Here is a 15,591-nt window from a genome sequence, read left to right as displayed (position 1 = left end):
TTCGAAAAATACTTTACAACTATTAAGCCAGATACATTTTTTCTTTCACTAAGGAATGCAAAAACACATCTGACTTTTCATAGTATTTTTCAAAATAAAACCCATGCCATTTTGTTAGTATGCTTTCGTTTTCTCAATAAATGCTCGAATGGCTTGATCAACCACATCTCCATTGCCATCAATCGTATGACCGCCTGTATCACAAATGACCGTATCTGCCTTCACGCGGTTCAACAATTTTTCAATAGCTTCATAGCTTGCCATTGGATCATCCTTGGCGTGGCAAACTAAAAGCGGTACACGGATCGCTTCTAAAGCATAGTCATCATAATTTAAGGACATATCCGTATTTGTGATCTTGCTATCTGCTCGAACGCCTGGGCGTCTCGGGGATGCTGGCAGCATTGTTTCAAACAGCTTATTACTCTCAATCGACGAGCCCATCATTTTATTAAAGACAAAGCCAAAATGCTTCATTGAAAACCACATAATAAAATCATTGACAATCGCTGGTGGTGGTCCCTGCAGCCCCATTTTCTTTATTTCTTCGGGCGTTCTTTTCTGATCGGGGGCACCGGATGACAATAAAATGAGCCCCTTCATTCTGTCAGGATATTCCAAAGCCATTCTTAACCCAGCGGCACCGCCTGCAGAAGTCGCTAAGAGATAACACTTATCAATATCTAATTGGTCCATTAGTTCAGTGAATGCTTGCGCCTGATTTTTCGGCGTTGGTTCATTTGGTAAACTTGAACCTAAATAGCCAAATCGCGCGGGTGCGATTTTTCGACATGTATCCCCTACTACTTGATCCAGACTAGTCATCCCTTGATCATAGCCGCCAAATATCCCATGAGAAATGATAACTGTCTCTCCGGCACCTAAATCAAGATAGTTCATTTTTCCGAAGCTGGTGTTTAGCGTTTGGACTTCGTATTGGTTCAAACGGGCATAGGCGTTTTTCATGTCTTTCTTATAAAGATAAAATTCTATACATATAATTATTAGTACAACAAACAATAACAGGTATCCCATTTTATTTTCTCCTTATATTTTACTGATTTAAGTATAACAGATCCCTTCTGGTCATTTTAGCGTGAAAATTTTTATTTCGATAAAGTCCCTCCTTCTTAAATGCAGCTTCCAACTTCCCAATCGGAATGCTACACTAATACTGATTTGAACCGTTCTCGCGAATACACTATGAAAGAACTCGAGGTGCTCCTATGATCGATAAGAAGAGTCATATAGACTCCGCATTGCACTTAAAAAAACTCGTCAGAGAAAATCACTGTCCAGAATCTTCAGAAATTATGGACTACCTGAAACATTCAGAGGTCATTACTCGCATTTTATCCGAGAGCATTCGCACGGATACCTTCACGGGCCTGCGCAAGCTAGAATTCTTATTGGCAGAACTTTCGGAGATTCCTTTTTTTGAACGCTTGGATGGCAGCCAAGCAATGCTTGAAACACTCTATAATCATACAAATGTTGACGAGGGCTTTTCGTTAACTGGAAAACAAAACGGTGTTCTCGCTTGTCACAACGCACTTTGCACATCGATTTATATTCGTGCTGGCAAAAAAGAATGGGCGGCGCAAGGCATCCAGTGGATTATCTCGTATTTTCCATTTGAAAAAGACGAACCTTCCACTTGGCATGGCAAGGATCTCTTTCACCGTTTCGGTGGTTGTGTCGGTAAGTCCCCTTGTTATGACGGTGTTGTGAAATCTGTCAAAGTACTCTCAGAGTATAGGAAAAAATACGGGGAGCTTACTGGACTTTCTGCCAAATTACAGCAAGGCTTGGACTATATTTTGAAGCACCGTGTCATTTTCCATCAGAACAACGACGAGTTTTTATACGATGATCTGATCACTCTTTTTTATCCCTACCCTTATCGAACGAATATTATAGAAGCTCTTAGCGTTCTAAAGTCAGAAAAACTTTTGGATCGTCCTGAATGTCAAGCAGCCCTTGACTATTTAAAAACAAAACAACGGAGTGACGACTATTGGCAGGCTGAGAAGCTTTTTATGAAGAGCTCGTGGGTCCCTTTTGATGATTTGAAAAAACCGGGAATGTGGATCACCGATGAAATTAATTGGATTTTAACGAAATAAAAATGACCTTGGTGACGATTTCTATGTCATCAAGGTCATACTTTATCTATTCAAATTAATGACTCAAATGGTAATACTCTTCTTCCATCCGCTGCATTCTTTCCCGTTCCTTTTTGTTGTACCAAGGAGAAACCGTGAAGGCCAACACATCGTTGATCAAATAAACCGAGCTGTTGACAAACATCGCTAGACTCGCAGAGCCATGTCTGAAGGAAATATACCAAAGAACCATTTGGGCAAGCCCTGAAGCCAACCACCAGAAATATTGATTGTTATAACGTAAGAAACTGATAATCCCAGCACTCAGACTAATAGAAAAGGCAATCGCATCGATCCAAGGACGCGGATCGTCAGTGAAGCGTTGAATCAAATAACCGGAAACAAAATAAACGATGATGGTACTAATAATCGCAATCCCCCAAGTTTTTCCAGTAAACTTGCGAATTTTGGCAGCCATATTATGATTCCATTCTTTACTTAACAATACGGGGATATCCAGGGTAATCATGTATGCAATTTGTTCGCCGATGCTCAAATAATTTTTTGCCGAATAGCCAACATAGATAAAGCAGATGGCCGAGATGATCCCTAAAATCCCATTGACTGACTTCGCGGCATTGATTGACAGAATACATAAAACCCCCAAAGTTGTTCCAATGAAGGTAATTACAGTTAGAAGGTTGATTGGCTGATTAACTAACGTCATTACCTGACAGCCTAAACTGAAGAAAAATAAATAATAATTTTGTTGCGGCCAGCCTTTTAACTGGTGAAGTAAAAATTTGAAATAATTTATCATGGTGGAGCTCCTCTAAATCTCTATTTATAATGTCATTTTTTTGTCTGCACATTTCTAGAATACAGACGTTCTTTAATTCGCTAAAAAAAGGAACGACTAGAAAATTCCTTTTTCAATCTTTCCGTTTGAATAATAGCGGGGATTTTTAAGCTCCTGCTGATTCAACTTATTCGTTTCTTCTTTAATCAACGCAATCACTGTTTCAGCAGCTTGCGGATCAGCCACAAAATCATAACGATCGCCATCAATCTGAATTTTCGGGCAAATATCAAAGCTGTCGTACCATTGTTCGTAACGTTCGTTGACCATTCGATAATAATCATAAAGCTCCGAGTTCGCGGCGATTTGTTCATAATCTCTTCCACGTTTTTCAATTCGATCCAGCATCACATCAAAAGAAACTTTAATATGAACCATTAAATCAGTCCGTTTCTTTGGTGCGGCAGTCTCCAATTCCTTCAACATCGTGTCCAATAAATTGTCATACTGCAACACTTCCTGTTGACTGACGCGCCCAAGATCGGCATTTAAATGAAACAACAAACTGTCTTCATAAATAGAGCGATCCAGGACATTATCCGCCTGCTTCAAAGCATCCTTCATCGCCAAAAACCGTTTATTTAAAAAGAATATTTGCAATAGAAACGTATATTTTTCTGGATTCGAGTAAAACAACGGCAGCACTTCATTGTCATCCACGTTTTCATAAAATGGTTTTGAATTCATCTCCTGTGACAACATATCTGTCAGACTGCTCTTCCCTGCACCAATCGTGCCAGCAATTAATAGCATTGTTTCATCCATCTCCTTTTCATTAAGTTAGAAATTTATCTTTTAAATCCTTGATAATAGTACTCCTAAATTTTTTTGATGTAAAGACTAGATTTTGTGCTTGTTTAGTGATATATAAAACCGACAACACAATATATAGTGTTGTCGGTTTTAAGGGATTGTATCCACTTTCTTCGCTATGTTGACGATTTTTTCCAAAAGTCGGACTCGCAACTATCTCTTTTTTTGGTACTATTTTTCTAAAACCGTGAAAAATAGCTTTATTTTCGCTTCGCATACGATCCGACTATACTTCCCCTGTGTTTGTTCTTCTAAGCCAAATACTTTACTACCAACTTTTAATCCTGCAAAAAGTCGGACTCGCAAAAGAGACCTCTTCGCTTTATGCAAAGAGGTCTCGAACTATTAATAATCAAACTGACGGTAGTAGCGGCGAATATCTAATGGATGACAATTTAATTTTTCAACATGGGCATCGATTCGTTGAGTGACACAGTGCATTAATAGATGCGGCAGCACTCGTCCACGATTTTTCTCGCTGATGCCTTCGATTGGGTAATCCTTTGAGTCGATGAAGGTATAGTTTCCACAAATACGCGGCAAGAGATTTTTCACTCGCTCAGCTAATGGACGCTGCTCATCTTCCCCTAAAAATAGTGTTACTGGGGTTGTTTCATCCACGATTTCTAACGTTCCATGTAAGAATTCAGCGGCGTGGATTGATTTAGAGCGTAACCAGCTTTGTTCTTCCCAATAGCACATCGCGTATGAGTAAACGGCACCCCACTGATTACCAGCTCCGATAAAGTAATGCATAGCATCGTGACGATGTTTTTCAGCAAACGCACGGCCAAAGTCTTCTGCTTGTTTTTCTGCTTCGACTAACCCTTTGGCTAAATGATTTTCCAATTCTTCATAATACTCATCGTAATCTGGAAAATCGCCATTCTTGTTCATCAAACGATCCGCAACCATAAAGAATTTGATCTGCTCAGTTCCAGGATTCGGATAGGTAATCACGTGATCACAGCTTTCAGCCAGTTTCGTCCCTGCGGTATCAATAAAGCCTAATAAGGTTGCGCCGACTTCTTTAATCCTATCCACTGCCTTCACGACTTCTTCCGTTGTGCCTGTTACTGAAGAAAGAATCACTAATGAATCCTTCGTCAGTCTGCGATTACCGGTAGTATAATATTCAGCAGCGTGCTGCACATAGACCGGTAAATCGCTGCGACCGTTAATATAGGTTACTGCCTGCATCGCTGAAGCATAGGTGCCGCCGATGCCTAAGTAAAAGATATTGTCATAACCTTTTTCCCACACCTCATCAATGATTTTTTCAACCTGTGGGCGTAGCTCTAAAGCTCCTTGGATATCATCAATTTGCTGCTGTTCATTAAATTTCAACATGTCATAAACTCCTCAACTTTATATTTTACTTTTTAATACTGCATCAAAATCATCAAAAATTCGTTTGCTTAAATCAATTCCCTTCGCCGTTGCCGTGCGATAAGCCAGCAGTTGGAATGGAATAATCAATATTAATGGAGAGAAAAGCTCTGAAACTTTGATATCTAAGCCCAAAGTATCATTATCAGAAGCTTTTTCTGTCGTCACCCTCAGAATGTTTCCTACAGAACTAGCCATATAAGCCGCTAAAGCCTGTGATCTTTCAAGATTCACACTGGGTGTTTCGATAAAGAATAGCGTATGTTCCCAATCAGCCTCTAAATAAGGACCATGCATGTAAGCTTCTAATTCAAAGCCTTGACTAGGCCGGCGCACGGTTTCAGTGAATTTTGTTTCGAACTCCTTCGCGGTTCCCCAGTTTGGTCCGTAGCCTAATGCAACGAAACGTCCGCCAAGCTTCAGCAGATTTTCATGCTGCTCAAAAAAGTCATTGGATTTTGCAATCACACTTGGAATATGGGTAATTATTTCCGCTAATTCTTCCTTAAGCGCATGAAGTTTTTGCTCATCAATTTGTTTTTTCGAAACGCCGACTTTAATCGCCAACAGGATCAATTGTAAAATCGTGGCTGAAAAGCCTTTTGTTACAAAACCAACGGTCTCGATTCCCATGTTTAGGTCAATGACTTTATCAACCACTTGAGCAATCGGACTTTCTACATCGCTGGTTAACACGATCCGTTGAATCTCGCTGCCACTTAATTTCTTCATCGCATCGATCGTTGACGCGCTCTTCCCGCTTTGAGAAACGCCGATAATTGTATCTGTTCCTTTGATCAAGTGCCCATAATGATTGAAATTATAGGGCTCTTCAATCGTAATCGTGACATCCGCCAGTGTTTCAAACGCGAACTTTGCTGATAAACACGCATTATAGGAGGAACCTGTCGCTAAAATCGTGACAGTATTCATTTCTGACAATTGTGCATCCGCTGAAAAATCATACTCGTTTAAAATCTTCGTCAATGTCTCCTGCTCTTGATCAATGTAATCAAGCATTGTCATTGTTGACATGTTTTCCCTCCATTCTTAAAAGAGCCCAATCAGTGAACCAAGGATGCCGAAAACCGCTAATCCTAATAAAATCGTTAAGGCTTTGACTTCTTTTTTCAGTAGATAGAAGACGGCTCCAAAAGCACCAAGTGATAAGATTCGTGGCACGATGTCGTCAAAAATACTTTGAACCGTCACCGCGTTTTCACCTGTCCCAATTTTTAACGGAATATTGATATCGATCATTGAAGCAGTCATTCCGCCAACCACCATCAAACCGATGATCGAAGCGCCTAAGGTCAAGCTGCCCATCATGCCATTTTCCTGAATTTTCTTCAGAAAGCCGGTTCCCAATTTATAGCCCCAAGTGGTAGCGAAATAGCGGAACAATAAATGTGGAATATTGAAAATCAGAATAAACAAGATTGGTCCTAAGATATTGCCCTGCAATGCCAAAGAAGTACCCACGCCAGTAGCAATCAAGCGTAATGTTCCCCAGAAGAAGGAATCGCCAATCCCAGCCAATGGTCCCATTAATGACGTTTTGATATTATCGATTGTGGAAACATCAAAATTCGGATCGTTAGCATTTTCCTCTTCCATCGCCGCATTGATCCCTAAAATCAACGTCACGATGTGAGGGGTAGTGTTGAAGAACTCCAAGTGACGCTTCAACGCTGTCGCCATCGCTTCTTTAGATTTATACAATTTCTTCAAAATCGGAATCATCGCATAACAGTAAGCCAGATTCATTTGTCGTTCATAGTTCCACGAGAATTCCATTTGGAACGAACGCCAAAATACCTTACTCAAATCTTTTTTCGTAATTTTCAACTCATTGTTCTCATTAGAAGTCTTCATCATCATCCACTACCTCCCCTGTAGAAGTTTGGGCACCATTGTTCTGTCCACCACGCACATTCATAATATTGATCACGACTACCGCTACAATCGCACCAAAAATCGCGATTCCAGTAACAGGAATTTCTAAGTAGGCAGCTAAGGCAAAGCCTAAGAAGAAATACGGCGCCACTTGTTTGTTGATCAATAGACGAGCCAGCATCGCAAACCCTAGTGCTGGAATCAAACCAGTTGCGACAGATAATCCATGCTGAATGAATTCAGGAATCATCGCCAATAAATTCCCGACGGTTTTACTTCCTACCATAAATGAAATCATAACCACTAATCCTAACATCAAGGATAGCCCAATTCCTGCCATCAGGTGCATCCGTTCCACACCTTTATAATTTCCATCGGCAGCGTATTTATCAGCATTTTGGTTCATGATCGGAATCAAAATACCAAGATAAATATTCTTCAAGATCAAGGTTAATGTCGCTATCGGTAACCCCAGCAGCAACGCTGTTTCTGTTCCTGCGCCAGCCGTAATCGCAAAAGCTGTGCCTAATATACCACCTGTCACTACATCTGGCGGAATCGCCGCGCCAACAGAGAAAGAACCGATAAATGCTAATTCTAACGTTGCTCCCATGATAATGCCGGCCTTAACATCTCCTAAAACGATTCCCGTAAAAAGACCTGTAACAATTGGACGAGATAATAGTGACGTGCCTAATGCGTACTCAGATTGAGCAATAAATGCGACTAAACCAAGTAAAATTGCTTGAATAAGCATGTTTCTTCAACCTTTCTTTTTTAAAGAACTTCAGTAACAGCAACTTTTTTGTCTGTTGGTACTTGTCGAATTTCCACTTCGAGTCCGTTGCCAACCATTTCCTTCAACATTTCTTCTTCCTCAGGCAAAACATTAACCGCTTTTCCGATACTCCGTGAACCTTCTTTCGCTTTGATTCCGCCTAGATTGATTTTTTGAATCTCTGGGTAAGCCTCTGCTAATTTCTTCGCATCCGCAATCGATTCAACTACGATAAACAGCTTGTACTTATCGGTCACCCCGCTCTTTAGTGCAACGATGGAATCCTCGATATTCTTGATGACTAGCTTGACTCCTTGCGGTTTCGCCAGCTTAATGGTAGTTTTGCGCAACTCATTGGTCGGTACATCATCATTGGCGATTAAAATACAATCCGCACCCAAACCTTGAGTCCACGAAAATGCGACCTGACCATGCAGCAAGCGATGGTCCACTCTTGTTAATAAAATCATTTTTACCCCTCCATTTTTATTAAAATTCTTCTTCATCCATTTGGTTCGTGATTGATTGATTGCAAAATTGAATCGTCTGCTTAGAACTTTCTAAAGTTGTTTCTATCAATTTCGGCAATGATTCCGCTTGTTGAAACTGCATGGATAGCTCCACTAAAAAAGGGAGATTCATTCCCGCCACTAAATAGAAATTCGGACGATCAATCTGAGTCAAAAATTCATTGTTCACACTGCCACCGAATAAATCCGTCACTACGACTAATTCGCATTCGCGATAGGTATTCATGATCGCTTTTACTTCTTTTTCTAAATCAAAGCTTTCTGTCAAATAGCAATCCAGTGTTTCTATCGTAAGCTGATTTCCGCAAATCAATTCCAACGAAGATCTGATTCCGGATGCTAATTTTCCATGAGATGCCAGAACGAGCTTTCTTTCCAATACTATTCACCTCTCAATCTTCTCTACACCTTAATAAAAGCAAGCGGTGTGCCAACATTAGTGGCGCACCGCTTGCTTCTTTAAAATTCATCCTCATTCATTGAAGTATCCGTGTTTTTATAGACAATATCAAAGATATAAGCCAACTCGGAATCTGGTATTGTGACACTATAAACTCGTTCTATGACACTAAACGCTTGTTTGATCCTTTCCAGTCGTTCTTTTTGACACTGATACAATTCATCATAACCTTCGTAGGTTTCAATCGGAACATTGCGGATCAAGCGTTCAATCAAGCAGCTGACATGCACGTATAAAGCCAGCTTTTTCGCATTGGAAAGCTGAATTCTCCCTGAAAGCTCCAAATCCCGCATAAATAAGTCAATTTCACTCATGACTTTATCAGTATCCAAAATAGTGACGGAATCAATCACCTTTTCCAGTGAAAAATTGCGAATCACATTCGTATTGAAAATGTGGTTTTCTTCTGCGGTCATCACTGGGGCTAACCATTCTGATAAGACCTGCTGCTCGTCGCCAGAAATCAGCTCTTCTAAGGAGAGATATGGCATTTCAGCGATTTTAGGATCGTCGGTTCCAATAATTCCTAGCACGTCATAGATTGAAAAAACTGTTTCATCCAATTTCTTTTCTTCTAAAATGCGATATTCATAAGGTAAAATCTTCAACTCGCAGGTACTTGGAAGACTCTTCTCCAGTAAATGACAGATTTGATTGGCGGTTCCAATCCCTGTTTGGCAAGTGGTCAATAATGCCTTGGTACGATTTTCCTCAGGATAAATAATTTCCCAATCGAAAGCCGCCTCAGTCGCTGATTTCATCGCTAATTCATTCAATGTTCGCTGATGCTTGATACTTTCTCCCACCGCAACTGCTAATGGTGTGGTGACATTATTCATGATCACGATTGGCACATTGATCTGCTTGGGAAAATACTGATAGATTTCCTTCAAGCTGCCCATATCTACTAAAATGACTAATCCATTGGAAATGTCGTTGTTTTCACTATAGTCTAGGATTTCTTCGGCAATCTGCTGAGGCGTCACATCTAAAGGCATATCGAAAGACTCAAAAATATCTTTTCCCAAAAAACGATTGGCTACATTGGCAATGCTGCTGGCAGTCGCATACCCATGAGCCACGATTACCGCTTTGGTCATCCCTTGATCTTTCGTCCAATCAGCTTTTTTCAAGTACAAGGTCAAGACAATCCGATCCATCGCTGAGATCTCAATGTCGATCTTTGGTTTGCACAATTCCAGGATTCTTTGAACATAATAGTAGCTTGCAGGATACGCCTCCGATACCTGTACTTCAAGCTGCCGGATCCGTTCCATAATTTCATTGTCTTCTGAAATCCAACGACTGGAGCCTCTTTGGAATAAATAATAGCCTACCGCATACACGCTGTTGCCGTTAAATTTGATTTGATAGGCGCTTTCCATCTGACGGAAGGTCTCCCGTACATACTGAGTCAAATACAGCAGCATTTCATGCTTTTGCTGCCGATCTGTTTCAAATAATAAATAATCAAACAATTGATCCACGAGTTCCTTGAGCTTTAAGTGGCAATCACTCAACACGCCATGCGATTTCTGATATTCTAAAATCATTTTAGCAAAGGTATCCTCGACTCGCCTTTGGCTCTGACTATTAGAAAACATCAAGTTATCCAGCCTAGAATCACTGTGGATTACTACTTCCTCCGGCAGCGAGGTTTGCAGATTCTGCGTATTCAACGAAAGCAGTGCTTCAGGAAGGTGATAAATCGTCAGCCGAACCTGCTGATCTTGGATCGCCTCGGAAAAGGCCTTAGCGACCATCACCCTAACAATATTCTGCAATTCACCAATGTTTCCTTTAAAGCTGCCGCTAGCTAACAATTCTAATGTTTGGCCACTGATAACCAACTCCCGCTTGATTTTCGTTTGTTCACTAATCAGAAAGGAATAAATTAGTTCTAAACGTTCGTTTCGCGCTCGCTGCTGCAACGAAGGGATGGTTACCTGAATTGGAATTCGCCGAATAAAGGTCGTCAAAAAATTGCTCGTCAAGTCTTCCGTTGTCGCAAAAAACAATCTAGTTTGAACATTGATCGGGTGGTTCGTATCCCCCATTCGATAAATCAACCCTTGATCTAAATAAGTAAATAATTTCTCCTGTCCCTCGGCATTTAGCCGGTGAACTTCATCTAGAAACAAAATACCGCCATCGGCTGCTTCAAATGCTCCTTTGCGATCAGCATCCGCCCCTGTATAGGCGCCTTTAACACTGCCAAAGAGATTACTCGTCAACAGCTCCGGATTATTGGCATATTGCGCACAGTTTAATGTAATAAAAGGGGCGTCCTCCGCAATCAGTTCATTTTGAAGACAATAATGATAAATCAATTTGACTAAATAGCTTTTCCCCGTCCCACTCTCTCCGTTAATCAGAACCGGCAAGCCGCCATCCGGATAATTAAGCGCCGCCTTGATTTGTTCGATCACGCGATTCAAACTTTTATCATGGCCAATCAAAAGTGAAAAGAAATCCTGTTCCTTTCCAAATAAAGGCTGTTCAGCTAGAATCCCTTGAACGCTTTCATAATAATTGCTGCTTAACGCAAAAAATTGCTTTTCAAATGCGCCTTTATGAAAATAATAGACCGGACGTGAGTTTATCTTTACCAATTCACCATTTTCTGCCAATTGATTCAAATACTGACTGACCGTGTTGCGTTTCACCTTAAAAATCTCCGCCAACTTTGACGCCGTAAAGAGATCGCTTAAATCATTCAAATCGAGAAAAGCAGTTTGATTTTTCAAATAATTCAACAGTTCTTCTTTCAATACACGTCCCTCCCTCCTTTTATAATAGAAAAAGCGGCTTCAAAGTCAATATTTGTTTTTTCCGATACAATAAATAATTTGGAAAAAAACGGCTTTTTTTGTTACGAACGACCGCTATCAATTCTCTATAAAGCAAGCCCCGTACCAAACAGTGGCAGCTCTTTTGAAGAAAGAAACTTTGTGAAATGCGTTTATTTTTTTCAACACTTTAACAAATGTTTTGAACTGTTGAAAAGAGTGTTGAATATTTTTTGATCGTGTTTAAACAAAAAAATCATCCAAGATCGCTTCTCTTGGATGACATAATTTCATTAAACAATTCCATTCAGTGGAAACAGTTTCCATTTAGAGTTGCTTTTGTTCAAGAAACTTGAACGAAAAAACCACAGAGAGTATACCACCGATAATCGCTGCGATGGTTCCTCCAGTATACAGTATCCATGCTGGCGTATTGGAGATACGAATCAAAAGCCCCATAATATCAATTCCCAATCGCTCAAACAAGCCTTTTCCTAAGAAAACAAAGAAGAAAATAATTGCCATCACGACCATAATAATCAAACGGCTCTTGCCTTCATCAAACTTAAAATAAAAGGGCAGGATCAAACTTATATACAAGGAACCGACGATAAAGATACCAATTAAAACAAGTAAAAAACTTTTTATATCTACCACTCTCCCCTGCATCCGATTCATCACCAAAACAATGAAAATCGAAAGCACGATCGCAGCAATTGAACTAATATAGGCTAAAAGGTATTTCTCCACCACATACTTCTTTCGCGAGATAGGCAATGTGAACAAAAAGGAGAATCCATGGTTCATCTCGTCTAAGGTGATGGTCGTAAAAATGATTGACAATACAAAGAACAACATGAATAAGGGAACGAGCACCAGCGTTTGAAGATTATACGCATTCATGACTGTCAAAAAAATCGTCGCTAGAAAAAATAATTTTTGCTTTCCTAACAAATGAAGATCCTTCACAAATAATCCCTTCATTTTAATTCCCTCCCATCATCATAAAGACAATCTCATCGATATTCGCTTTTTCAACCGCTACTTCAGGATAATTTTCACAATAAAACTGCCGTTGCTTCGTTAAGCATTGATAACCAAAACTAGCAGGCAAGGCTTTTGTGATGTATTCCTTATCCAATTTAGAATACTGATCATCGGTGACCTTTATGATCCCGTATTCGTCTAATAAAACATCTGTATCTTCACTAAAAATAATCTTTCCTTGATCAATAAAATACAAGGAATCACAAAGCTGTTCCAAATCCGTAGAAATATGGGAGCTGATCAAAATACTACGAGACTCATCTTTCTCCAGATACTCCTGCAAAAGAGTCAAGATTTCCCCTCGTGCGACGACATCCAGTCCGGCGGTCGGCTCGTCTAAAATCAAAAGCTCGGCATTGTGGCTCAATGCAATCAACACGCTTAAACGCGCCTTCATTCCGGTAGAAAATTCTTTTAACGGTTTATTTAACGGCAGCTGAAAATCGATACATTTTTTCAAAAAATACTCTTGTTCAAATTGAACATAGAAGTTTCGCAAAATTGAGACAATTTCTTTGATAGTCAGCTGTTCATAGAAACCAACATCTCCCATTGAAACACCAATACGTTGCCGGTCTTTATCCGAAATTTTATTAACTGGTTTGTTAAACAGGTCGACGCTCCCGCTATCACGACTGATTAATCCGAGAGCTAATTTAAATGCGGTGCTTTTTCCGGCACCATTGCGTCCAACTAGTCCAACAATTTGTCCACGCTCTAGTGTCAATGAGCAATCCAATTCGAAATCTTTGTACCGTTTTTTTACATTTTCTAATTTCAGCATTTATATCCCCTCCAATAATAATTCCAGAAGCTCCATTAATTCCTTGTCACTCATTCCAGCCAAGCGTGCTTTAGTGACAATGCCTTCAAGTTCCTCTTGGATTGCTTTTAGTTGCTCCTCCTTTTTCAATGACGGATTGATACCGCAAACAAAACTTCCTTTTCCGTGGACAGTGGTAATCATTCCTTCTTGATCCAATGCATCGTAGGCTTTTTTGACTGTCAACGCACTGATTTTCAATTCTTTGGCTAACGATCGCACTGAAGGCAACGCGTCGTTTTCCTTCAGCTCCTCTTGGATGATCGCATGTTTAATTTGTTCTACCAGCTGCTCATAGATTGGCGTCATCGATGAGTGCTGAATAATAATTTTCATGATTCCTCCACCTCTTCGTAAACAGTATATAACAGTATATATCAGTTGTCAATATACTATTTGGTTGCATCACGAAAAATACTTATAGTCAGTCGTCAAAAGATCTGTCAAAATAATAAATAAACCTGCCAAGAAAGTGTCACACTTAGCATTCTCGTTTGTCTAATGAGTAAAGGAGGTAAAAGAAATGAAAAGCGAAGAAGAGATCCTACTGATTCAATCTGCTTTAACTGGTGATTGCGAAGCAGTGACTGAATTACTCAATGAGGTGAAATACCTTGTTTTTAATTTGTCTTTACGCATGTTGGGGAATGTCTTTGATGCAGAAGATGCCACCCAAGAGATTTTATTAAAAATTGTTACGAACTTAGCTGCCTTCAAACAACAGAGCCGTTTCAGTACTTGGGTATATCGTATTGCTGTGAATCATTTGATCACCGACCAAAAGAAACGGTCCTTTCAGGAGCAGCTAACCTTTGATCTCATGCAAAAAGATTTGGATCAGCCGATCCCAACCATGGATGGTGCCTTTAGTGAGTTGGAGGAGGAAGAGTTGAGTGAAGAATTAAAGCTTTCCTGCACAAACATTATGCTCCAATGTTTAAGTCCAGAAGAACGTTGTGTTTTTATTCTTGGAACGATGTTCAAAATGAATAGCCAGTTGGCCAGCACCCTTTTGCAAATAACACCAGATACCTATCGCCAGAAGCTTTCACGGACACGAAAACGAATGGGGCGATTTTTAGAGAACTATTGTGGGCACGCTGGAGGAAAATGTGACTGTAGAAGACGTGTGCCTTTTGCGATTAAACAGCATCGACTAGACCCGAAAAGACTGGATTATTCCTCGTTAAAGGAATTGACCATCGCTGAAATTCACCAGCAAAAAAAGAATATGGAGTTTGTTGATGAACAAACCCTGCTATTTGAAACCTTATCCCATTACCAATCAGCATTTGATTCACAACAATTTCTACGAGCACTACTGGAATCAAAGCAGCTTTCGGAATTAATCAAGGAGGACTCCGTCTATGGCCTATGAAAAAATCTTTACCTATTTATCAGCATTAGAGAAAAACAACCATCAAGAATGGTTTCATCAAAGCAAGGAACAACGAACAGCTGCTGTTCAAGAGTTTCAACTACTAATTGATGACTTATCCGTCGCGCTACATGAAAAAGATCCAGCAATTCCAATTTTTCCAGCGAAAAATCTCACCTTTAAGCTTAATCGAGATACCCGCTTCAGCCATGATAAAACGCCTTATAATCCCGTTTTTCGTGCGCATATTGGGCCAAAAGGCAAATTGCCGATCCCAGTGGGCTACTATCTTTTCCTAAAACCCAATAATCACTCTTTCTTAGGCGGAGGTCTTTTTGCTGATATGTTTTCTGAAGCCACTGAAATGATTCGCCAAGCGATCATTGAACACGAGGCAGCGTTTCTAGCAATTGTTCAGAACCCAATCTTCAAGAAACATTTTACTGTTTTAGGCAAACAACTCACACGAATGCCTCGGGGCTACGAAAATTATGCCGACTCCCCGATCGCTGACTATCTAAAATATAAGAGCATGTATTTAGAATATCCTTTAACCGATCAAGAAATATTGAATGCCACTGATTTTGTTGCCGAAACAGTGGAAAAGTTTTTGTTGATGAAAGAATTTAATCACTTTTTAAATCAGGCATTGAAAGACTTTACCTTTCCAGAGCGAAACTAAAGAAGACCGCCAACCATCAGAATACGATGGTTGGCGGTCTTC

17 protein-coding genes are annotated in these 15,591 nt (G+C 40.0%); 3 read left to right on the top strand and 14 right to left on the bottom strand.

Going from position 1 to position 15,591, the window contains the following annotated elements:
- Positions 1–114 precede the first annotated feature (114 nt).
- Positions 115–1,035: an alpha/beta fold hydrolase gene (locus IGI44_RS23005; protein ID WP_438790234.1), complete on the bottom strand. Its 921-nt coding sequence runs from the start codon at positions 1,033–1,035 to the stop codon at positions 115–117.
- Positions 1,036–1,226: 191 nt separating this feature from the next.
- On the opposite strand from IGI44_RS23005, the gene IGI44_RS23000 reads away from it, so the two are divergent.
- Positions 1,227–2,126, top strand: a complete 900-nt coding sequence (locus tag IGI44_RS23000) for a hypothetical protein (protein ID WP_438790233.1) — start codon at positions 1,227–1,229, stop codon at positions 2,124–2,126.
- 55 nt (positions 2,127–2,181) lie between these two features.
- Here IGI44_RS23000 and pnuC read toward each other — a convergent pair whose 3' ends face one another.
- From pnuC to IGI44_RS22935, 13 genes are all read right to left on the bottom strand, one after another.
- The gene (pnuC, locus tag IGI44_RS22995) at positions 2,182–2,925 is read right to left on the bottom strand and encodes a nicotinamide riboside transporter PnuC (protein ID WP_438790232.1); all 744 of its coding nucleotides are present in this window, start codon (positions 2,923–2,925) and stop codon (positions 2,182–2,184) included.
- A 96-nt stretch (positions 2,926–3,021) separates the two neighbouring features.
- A complete protein-coding gene (locus IGI44_RS22990) occupies positions 3,022–3,729 on the bottom strand; it encodes a deoxynucleoside kinase (RefSeq protein WP_438790231.1) in 708 nt (235 codons plus the stop codon).
- 219 nt (positions 3,730–3,948) lie between these two features.
- On the bottom strand, positions 3,949–4,083 hold the full coding sequence (locus IGI44_RS22985; protein ID WP_438790230.1) for a hypothetical protein: 135 nt from the start codon (positions 4,081–4,083) through the stop codon (positions 3,949–3,951).
- A 39-nt stretch (positions 4,084–4,122) separates the two neighbouring features.
- On the bottom strand, positions 4,123–5,127 hold the full coding sequence (locus tag IGI44_RS22980; RefSeq protein WP_438790229.1) for an SIS domain-containing protein: 1,005 nt from the start codon (positions 5,125–5,127) through the stop codon (positions 4,123–4,125).
- Positions 5,128–5,145: 18 nt separating this feature from the next.
- The gene (locus IGI44_RS22975) at positions 5,146–6,201 is read right to left on the bottom strand and encodes an SIS domain-containing protein (protein WP_438790228.1); all 1,056 of its coding nucleotides are present in this window, start codon (positions 6,199–6,201) and stop codon (positions 5,146–5,148) included.
- Positions 6,202–6,216: 15 nt separating this feature from the next.
- Positions 6,217–7,044, bottom strand: a complete 828-nt coding sequence (locus tag IGI44_RS22970) for a PTS system mannose/fructose/sorbose family transporter subunit IID (protein ID WP_438790315.1) — start codon at positions 7,042–7,044, stop codon at positions 6,217–6,219.
- The gene (locus IGI44_RS22965) at positions 7,028–7,819 is read right to left on the bottom strand and encodes a PTS mannose/fructose/sorbose/N-acetylgalactosamine transporter subunit IIC (protein WP_438790227.1); all 792 of its coding nucleotides are present in this window, start codon (positions 7,817–7,819) and stop codon (positions 7,028–7,030) included. The genes IGI44_RS22970 and IGI44_RS22965 overlap by 17 nt, the downstream gene beginning before the upstream one ends.
- A gap of 20 nt (positions 7,820–7,839) precedes the next feature.
- On the bottom strand, positions 7,840–8,310 hold the full coding sequence (locus IGI44_RS22960; protein WP_438790226.1) for a PTS sugar transporter subunit IIB: 471 nt from the start codon (positions 8,308–8,310) through the stop codon (positions 7,840–7,842).
- A 19-nt stretch (positions 8,311–8,329) separates the two neighbouring features.
- Positions 8,330–8,749, bottom strand: a complete 420-nt coding sequence (locus tag IGI44_RS22955; protein WP_438790225.1) for a PTS sugar transporter subunit IIA — start codon at positions 8,747–8,749, stop codon at positions 8,330–8,332.
- A gap of 80 nt (positions 8,750–8,829) precedes the next feature.
- Positions 8,830–11,601, bottom strand: coding sequence for a sigma 54-interacting transcriptional regulator (locus tag IGI44_RS22950; RefSeq protein ID WP_438790224.1), 2,772 nt, complete (start codon positions 11,599–11,601; stop codon positions 8,830–8,832).
- 345 nt (positions 11,602–11,946) lie between these two features.
- Complete coding sequence (locus IGI44_RS22945) at positions 11,947–12,603, bottom strand: ABC-2 transporter permease (protein WP_438790223.1); 657 nt, start codon at positions 12,601–12,603, stop codon at positions 11,947–11,949.
- Between the two features lies 1 nt (position 12,604).
- Complete coding sequence (locus tag IGI44_RS22940) at positions 12,605–13,450, bottom strand: ABC transporter ATP-binding protein (RefSeq protein ID WP_438790222.1); 846 nt, start codon at positions 13,448–13,450, stop codon at positions 12,605–12,607.
- Positions 13,451–13,825 carry a GntR family transcriptional regulator gene (locus tag IGI44_RS22935; RefSeq protein ID WP_438790221.1) on the bottom strand — a complete coding sequence of 125 codons (375 nt, stop codon included), beginning with the start codon at positions 13,823–13,825 and terminating at the stop codon, positions 13,451–13,453.
- A 187-nt stretch (positions 13,826–14,012) separates the two neighbouring features.
- Between IGI44_RS22935 and IGI44_RS22930 the strand changes: the two genes are divergently transcribed.
- Positions 14,013–14,867 (top strand): RNA polymerase sigma factor, encoded by an 855-nt coding sequence (locus tag IGI44_RS22930; protein WP_438790220.1) that lies wholly within the window; start codon positions 14,013–14,015, stop codon positions 14,865–14,867.
- On the top strand, positions 14,857–15,549 hold the full coding sequence (locus IGI44_RS22925; protein ID WP_438790219.1) for a DUF2461 domain-containing protein: 693 nt from the start codon (positions 14,857–14,859) through the stop codon (positions 15,547–15,549). The genes IGI44_RS22930 and IGI44_RS22925 overlap by 11 nt, the downstream gene beginning before the upstream one ends.
- Positions 15,550–15,591 lie beyond the last annotated feature (42 nt).

It is taken from the genome of Enterococcus sp. DIV0756 (genome assembly GCF_051710745.1).
In the GTDB taxonomy this organism is placed as follows: Bacteria; Bacillota; Bacilli; order Lactobacillales; family Enterococcaceae; genus Enterococcus_A.
Note: the sequence above shows the minus strand (reverse complement) of the source record. Positions and strands in the feature narration are given on the sequence as shown.

What these genes read in the sequence shown, in the direction of transcription:
- pnuC (WP_438790232.1), bottom strand. Translation starts at nt 2,925, where the DNA reads ATGATAAATTATTTCAAATTTTTACTTCACCAGTTAAAAGGCTGGCCG.
- IGI44_RS22965 (WP_438790227.1), bottom strand. Translation starts at nt 7,819, where the DNA reads ATGCTTATTCAAGCAATTTTACTTGGTTTAGTCGCATTTATTGCTCAA.
- IGI44_RS22975 (WP_438790228.1), bottom strand. Translation starts at nt 6,201, where the DNA reads ATGTCAACAATGACAATGCTTGATTACATTGATCAAGAGCAGGAGACA.
- IGI44_RS22925 (WP_438790219.1), top strand. Translation starts at nt 14,857, where the DNA reads ATGGCCTATGAAAAAATCTTTACCTATTTATCAGCATTAGAGAAAAAC.
- IGI44_RS22960 (WP_438790226.1), bottom strand. Translation starts at nt 8,310, where the DNA reads ATGATTTTATTAACAAGAGTGGACCATCGCTTGCTGCATGGTCAGGTC.
- IGI44_RS22935 (WP_438790221.1), bottom strand. Translation starts at nt 13,825, where the DNA reads ATGAAAATTATTATTCAGCACTCATCGATGACGCCAATCTATGAGCAG.
- IGI44_RS22990 (WP_438790231.1), bottom strand. Translation starts at nt 3,729, where the DNA reads ATGGATGAAACAATGCTATTAATTGCTGGCACGATTGGTGCAGGGAAG.
- IGI44_RS22945 (WP_438790223.1), bottom strand. Translation starts at nt 12,603, where the DNA reads ATGAAGGGATTATTTGTGAAGGATCTTCATTTGTTAGGAAAGCAAAAA.
- IGI44_RS22970 (WP_438790315.1), bottom strand. Translation starts at nt 7,044, where the DNA reads ATGATGAAGACTTCTAATGAGAACAATGAGTTGAAAATTACGAAAAAA.
- IGI44_RS22940 (WP_438790222.1), bottom strand. Translation starts at nt 13,450, where the DNA reads ATGCTGAAATTAGAAAATGTAAAAAAACGGTACAAAGATTTCGAATTG.
- IGI44_RS22980 (WP_438790229.1), bottom strand. Translation starts at nt 5,127, where the DNA reads ATGTTGAAATTTAATGAACAGCAGCAAATTGATGATATCCAAGGAGCT.
- IGI44_RS22930 (WP_438790220.1), top strand. Translation starts at nt 14,013, where the DNA reads ATGAAAAGCGAAGAAGAGATCCTACTGATTCAATCTGCTTTAACTGGT.
- IGI44_RS23005 (WP_438790234.1), bottom strand. Translation starts at nt 1,035, where the DNA reads ATGGGATACCTGTTATTGTTTGTTGTACTAATAATTATATGTATAGAA.
- IGI44_RS23000 (WP_438790233.1), top strand. Translation starts at nt 1,227, where the DNA reads ATGATCGATAAGAAGAGTCATATAGACTCCGCATTGCACTTAAAAAAA.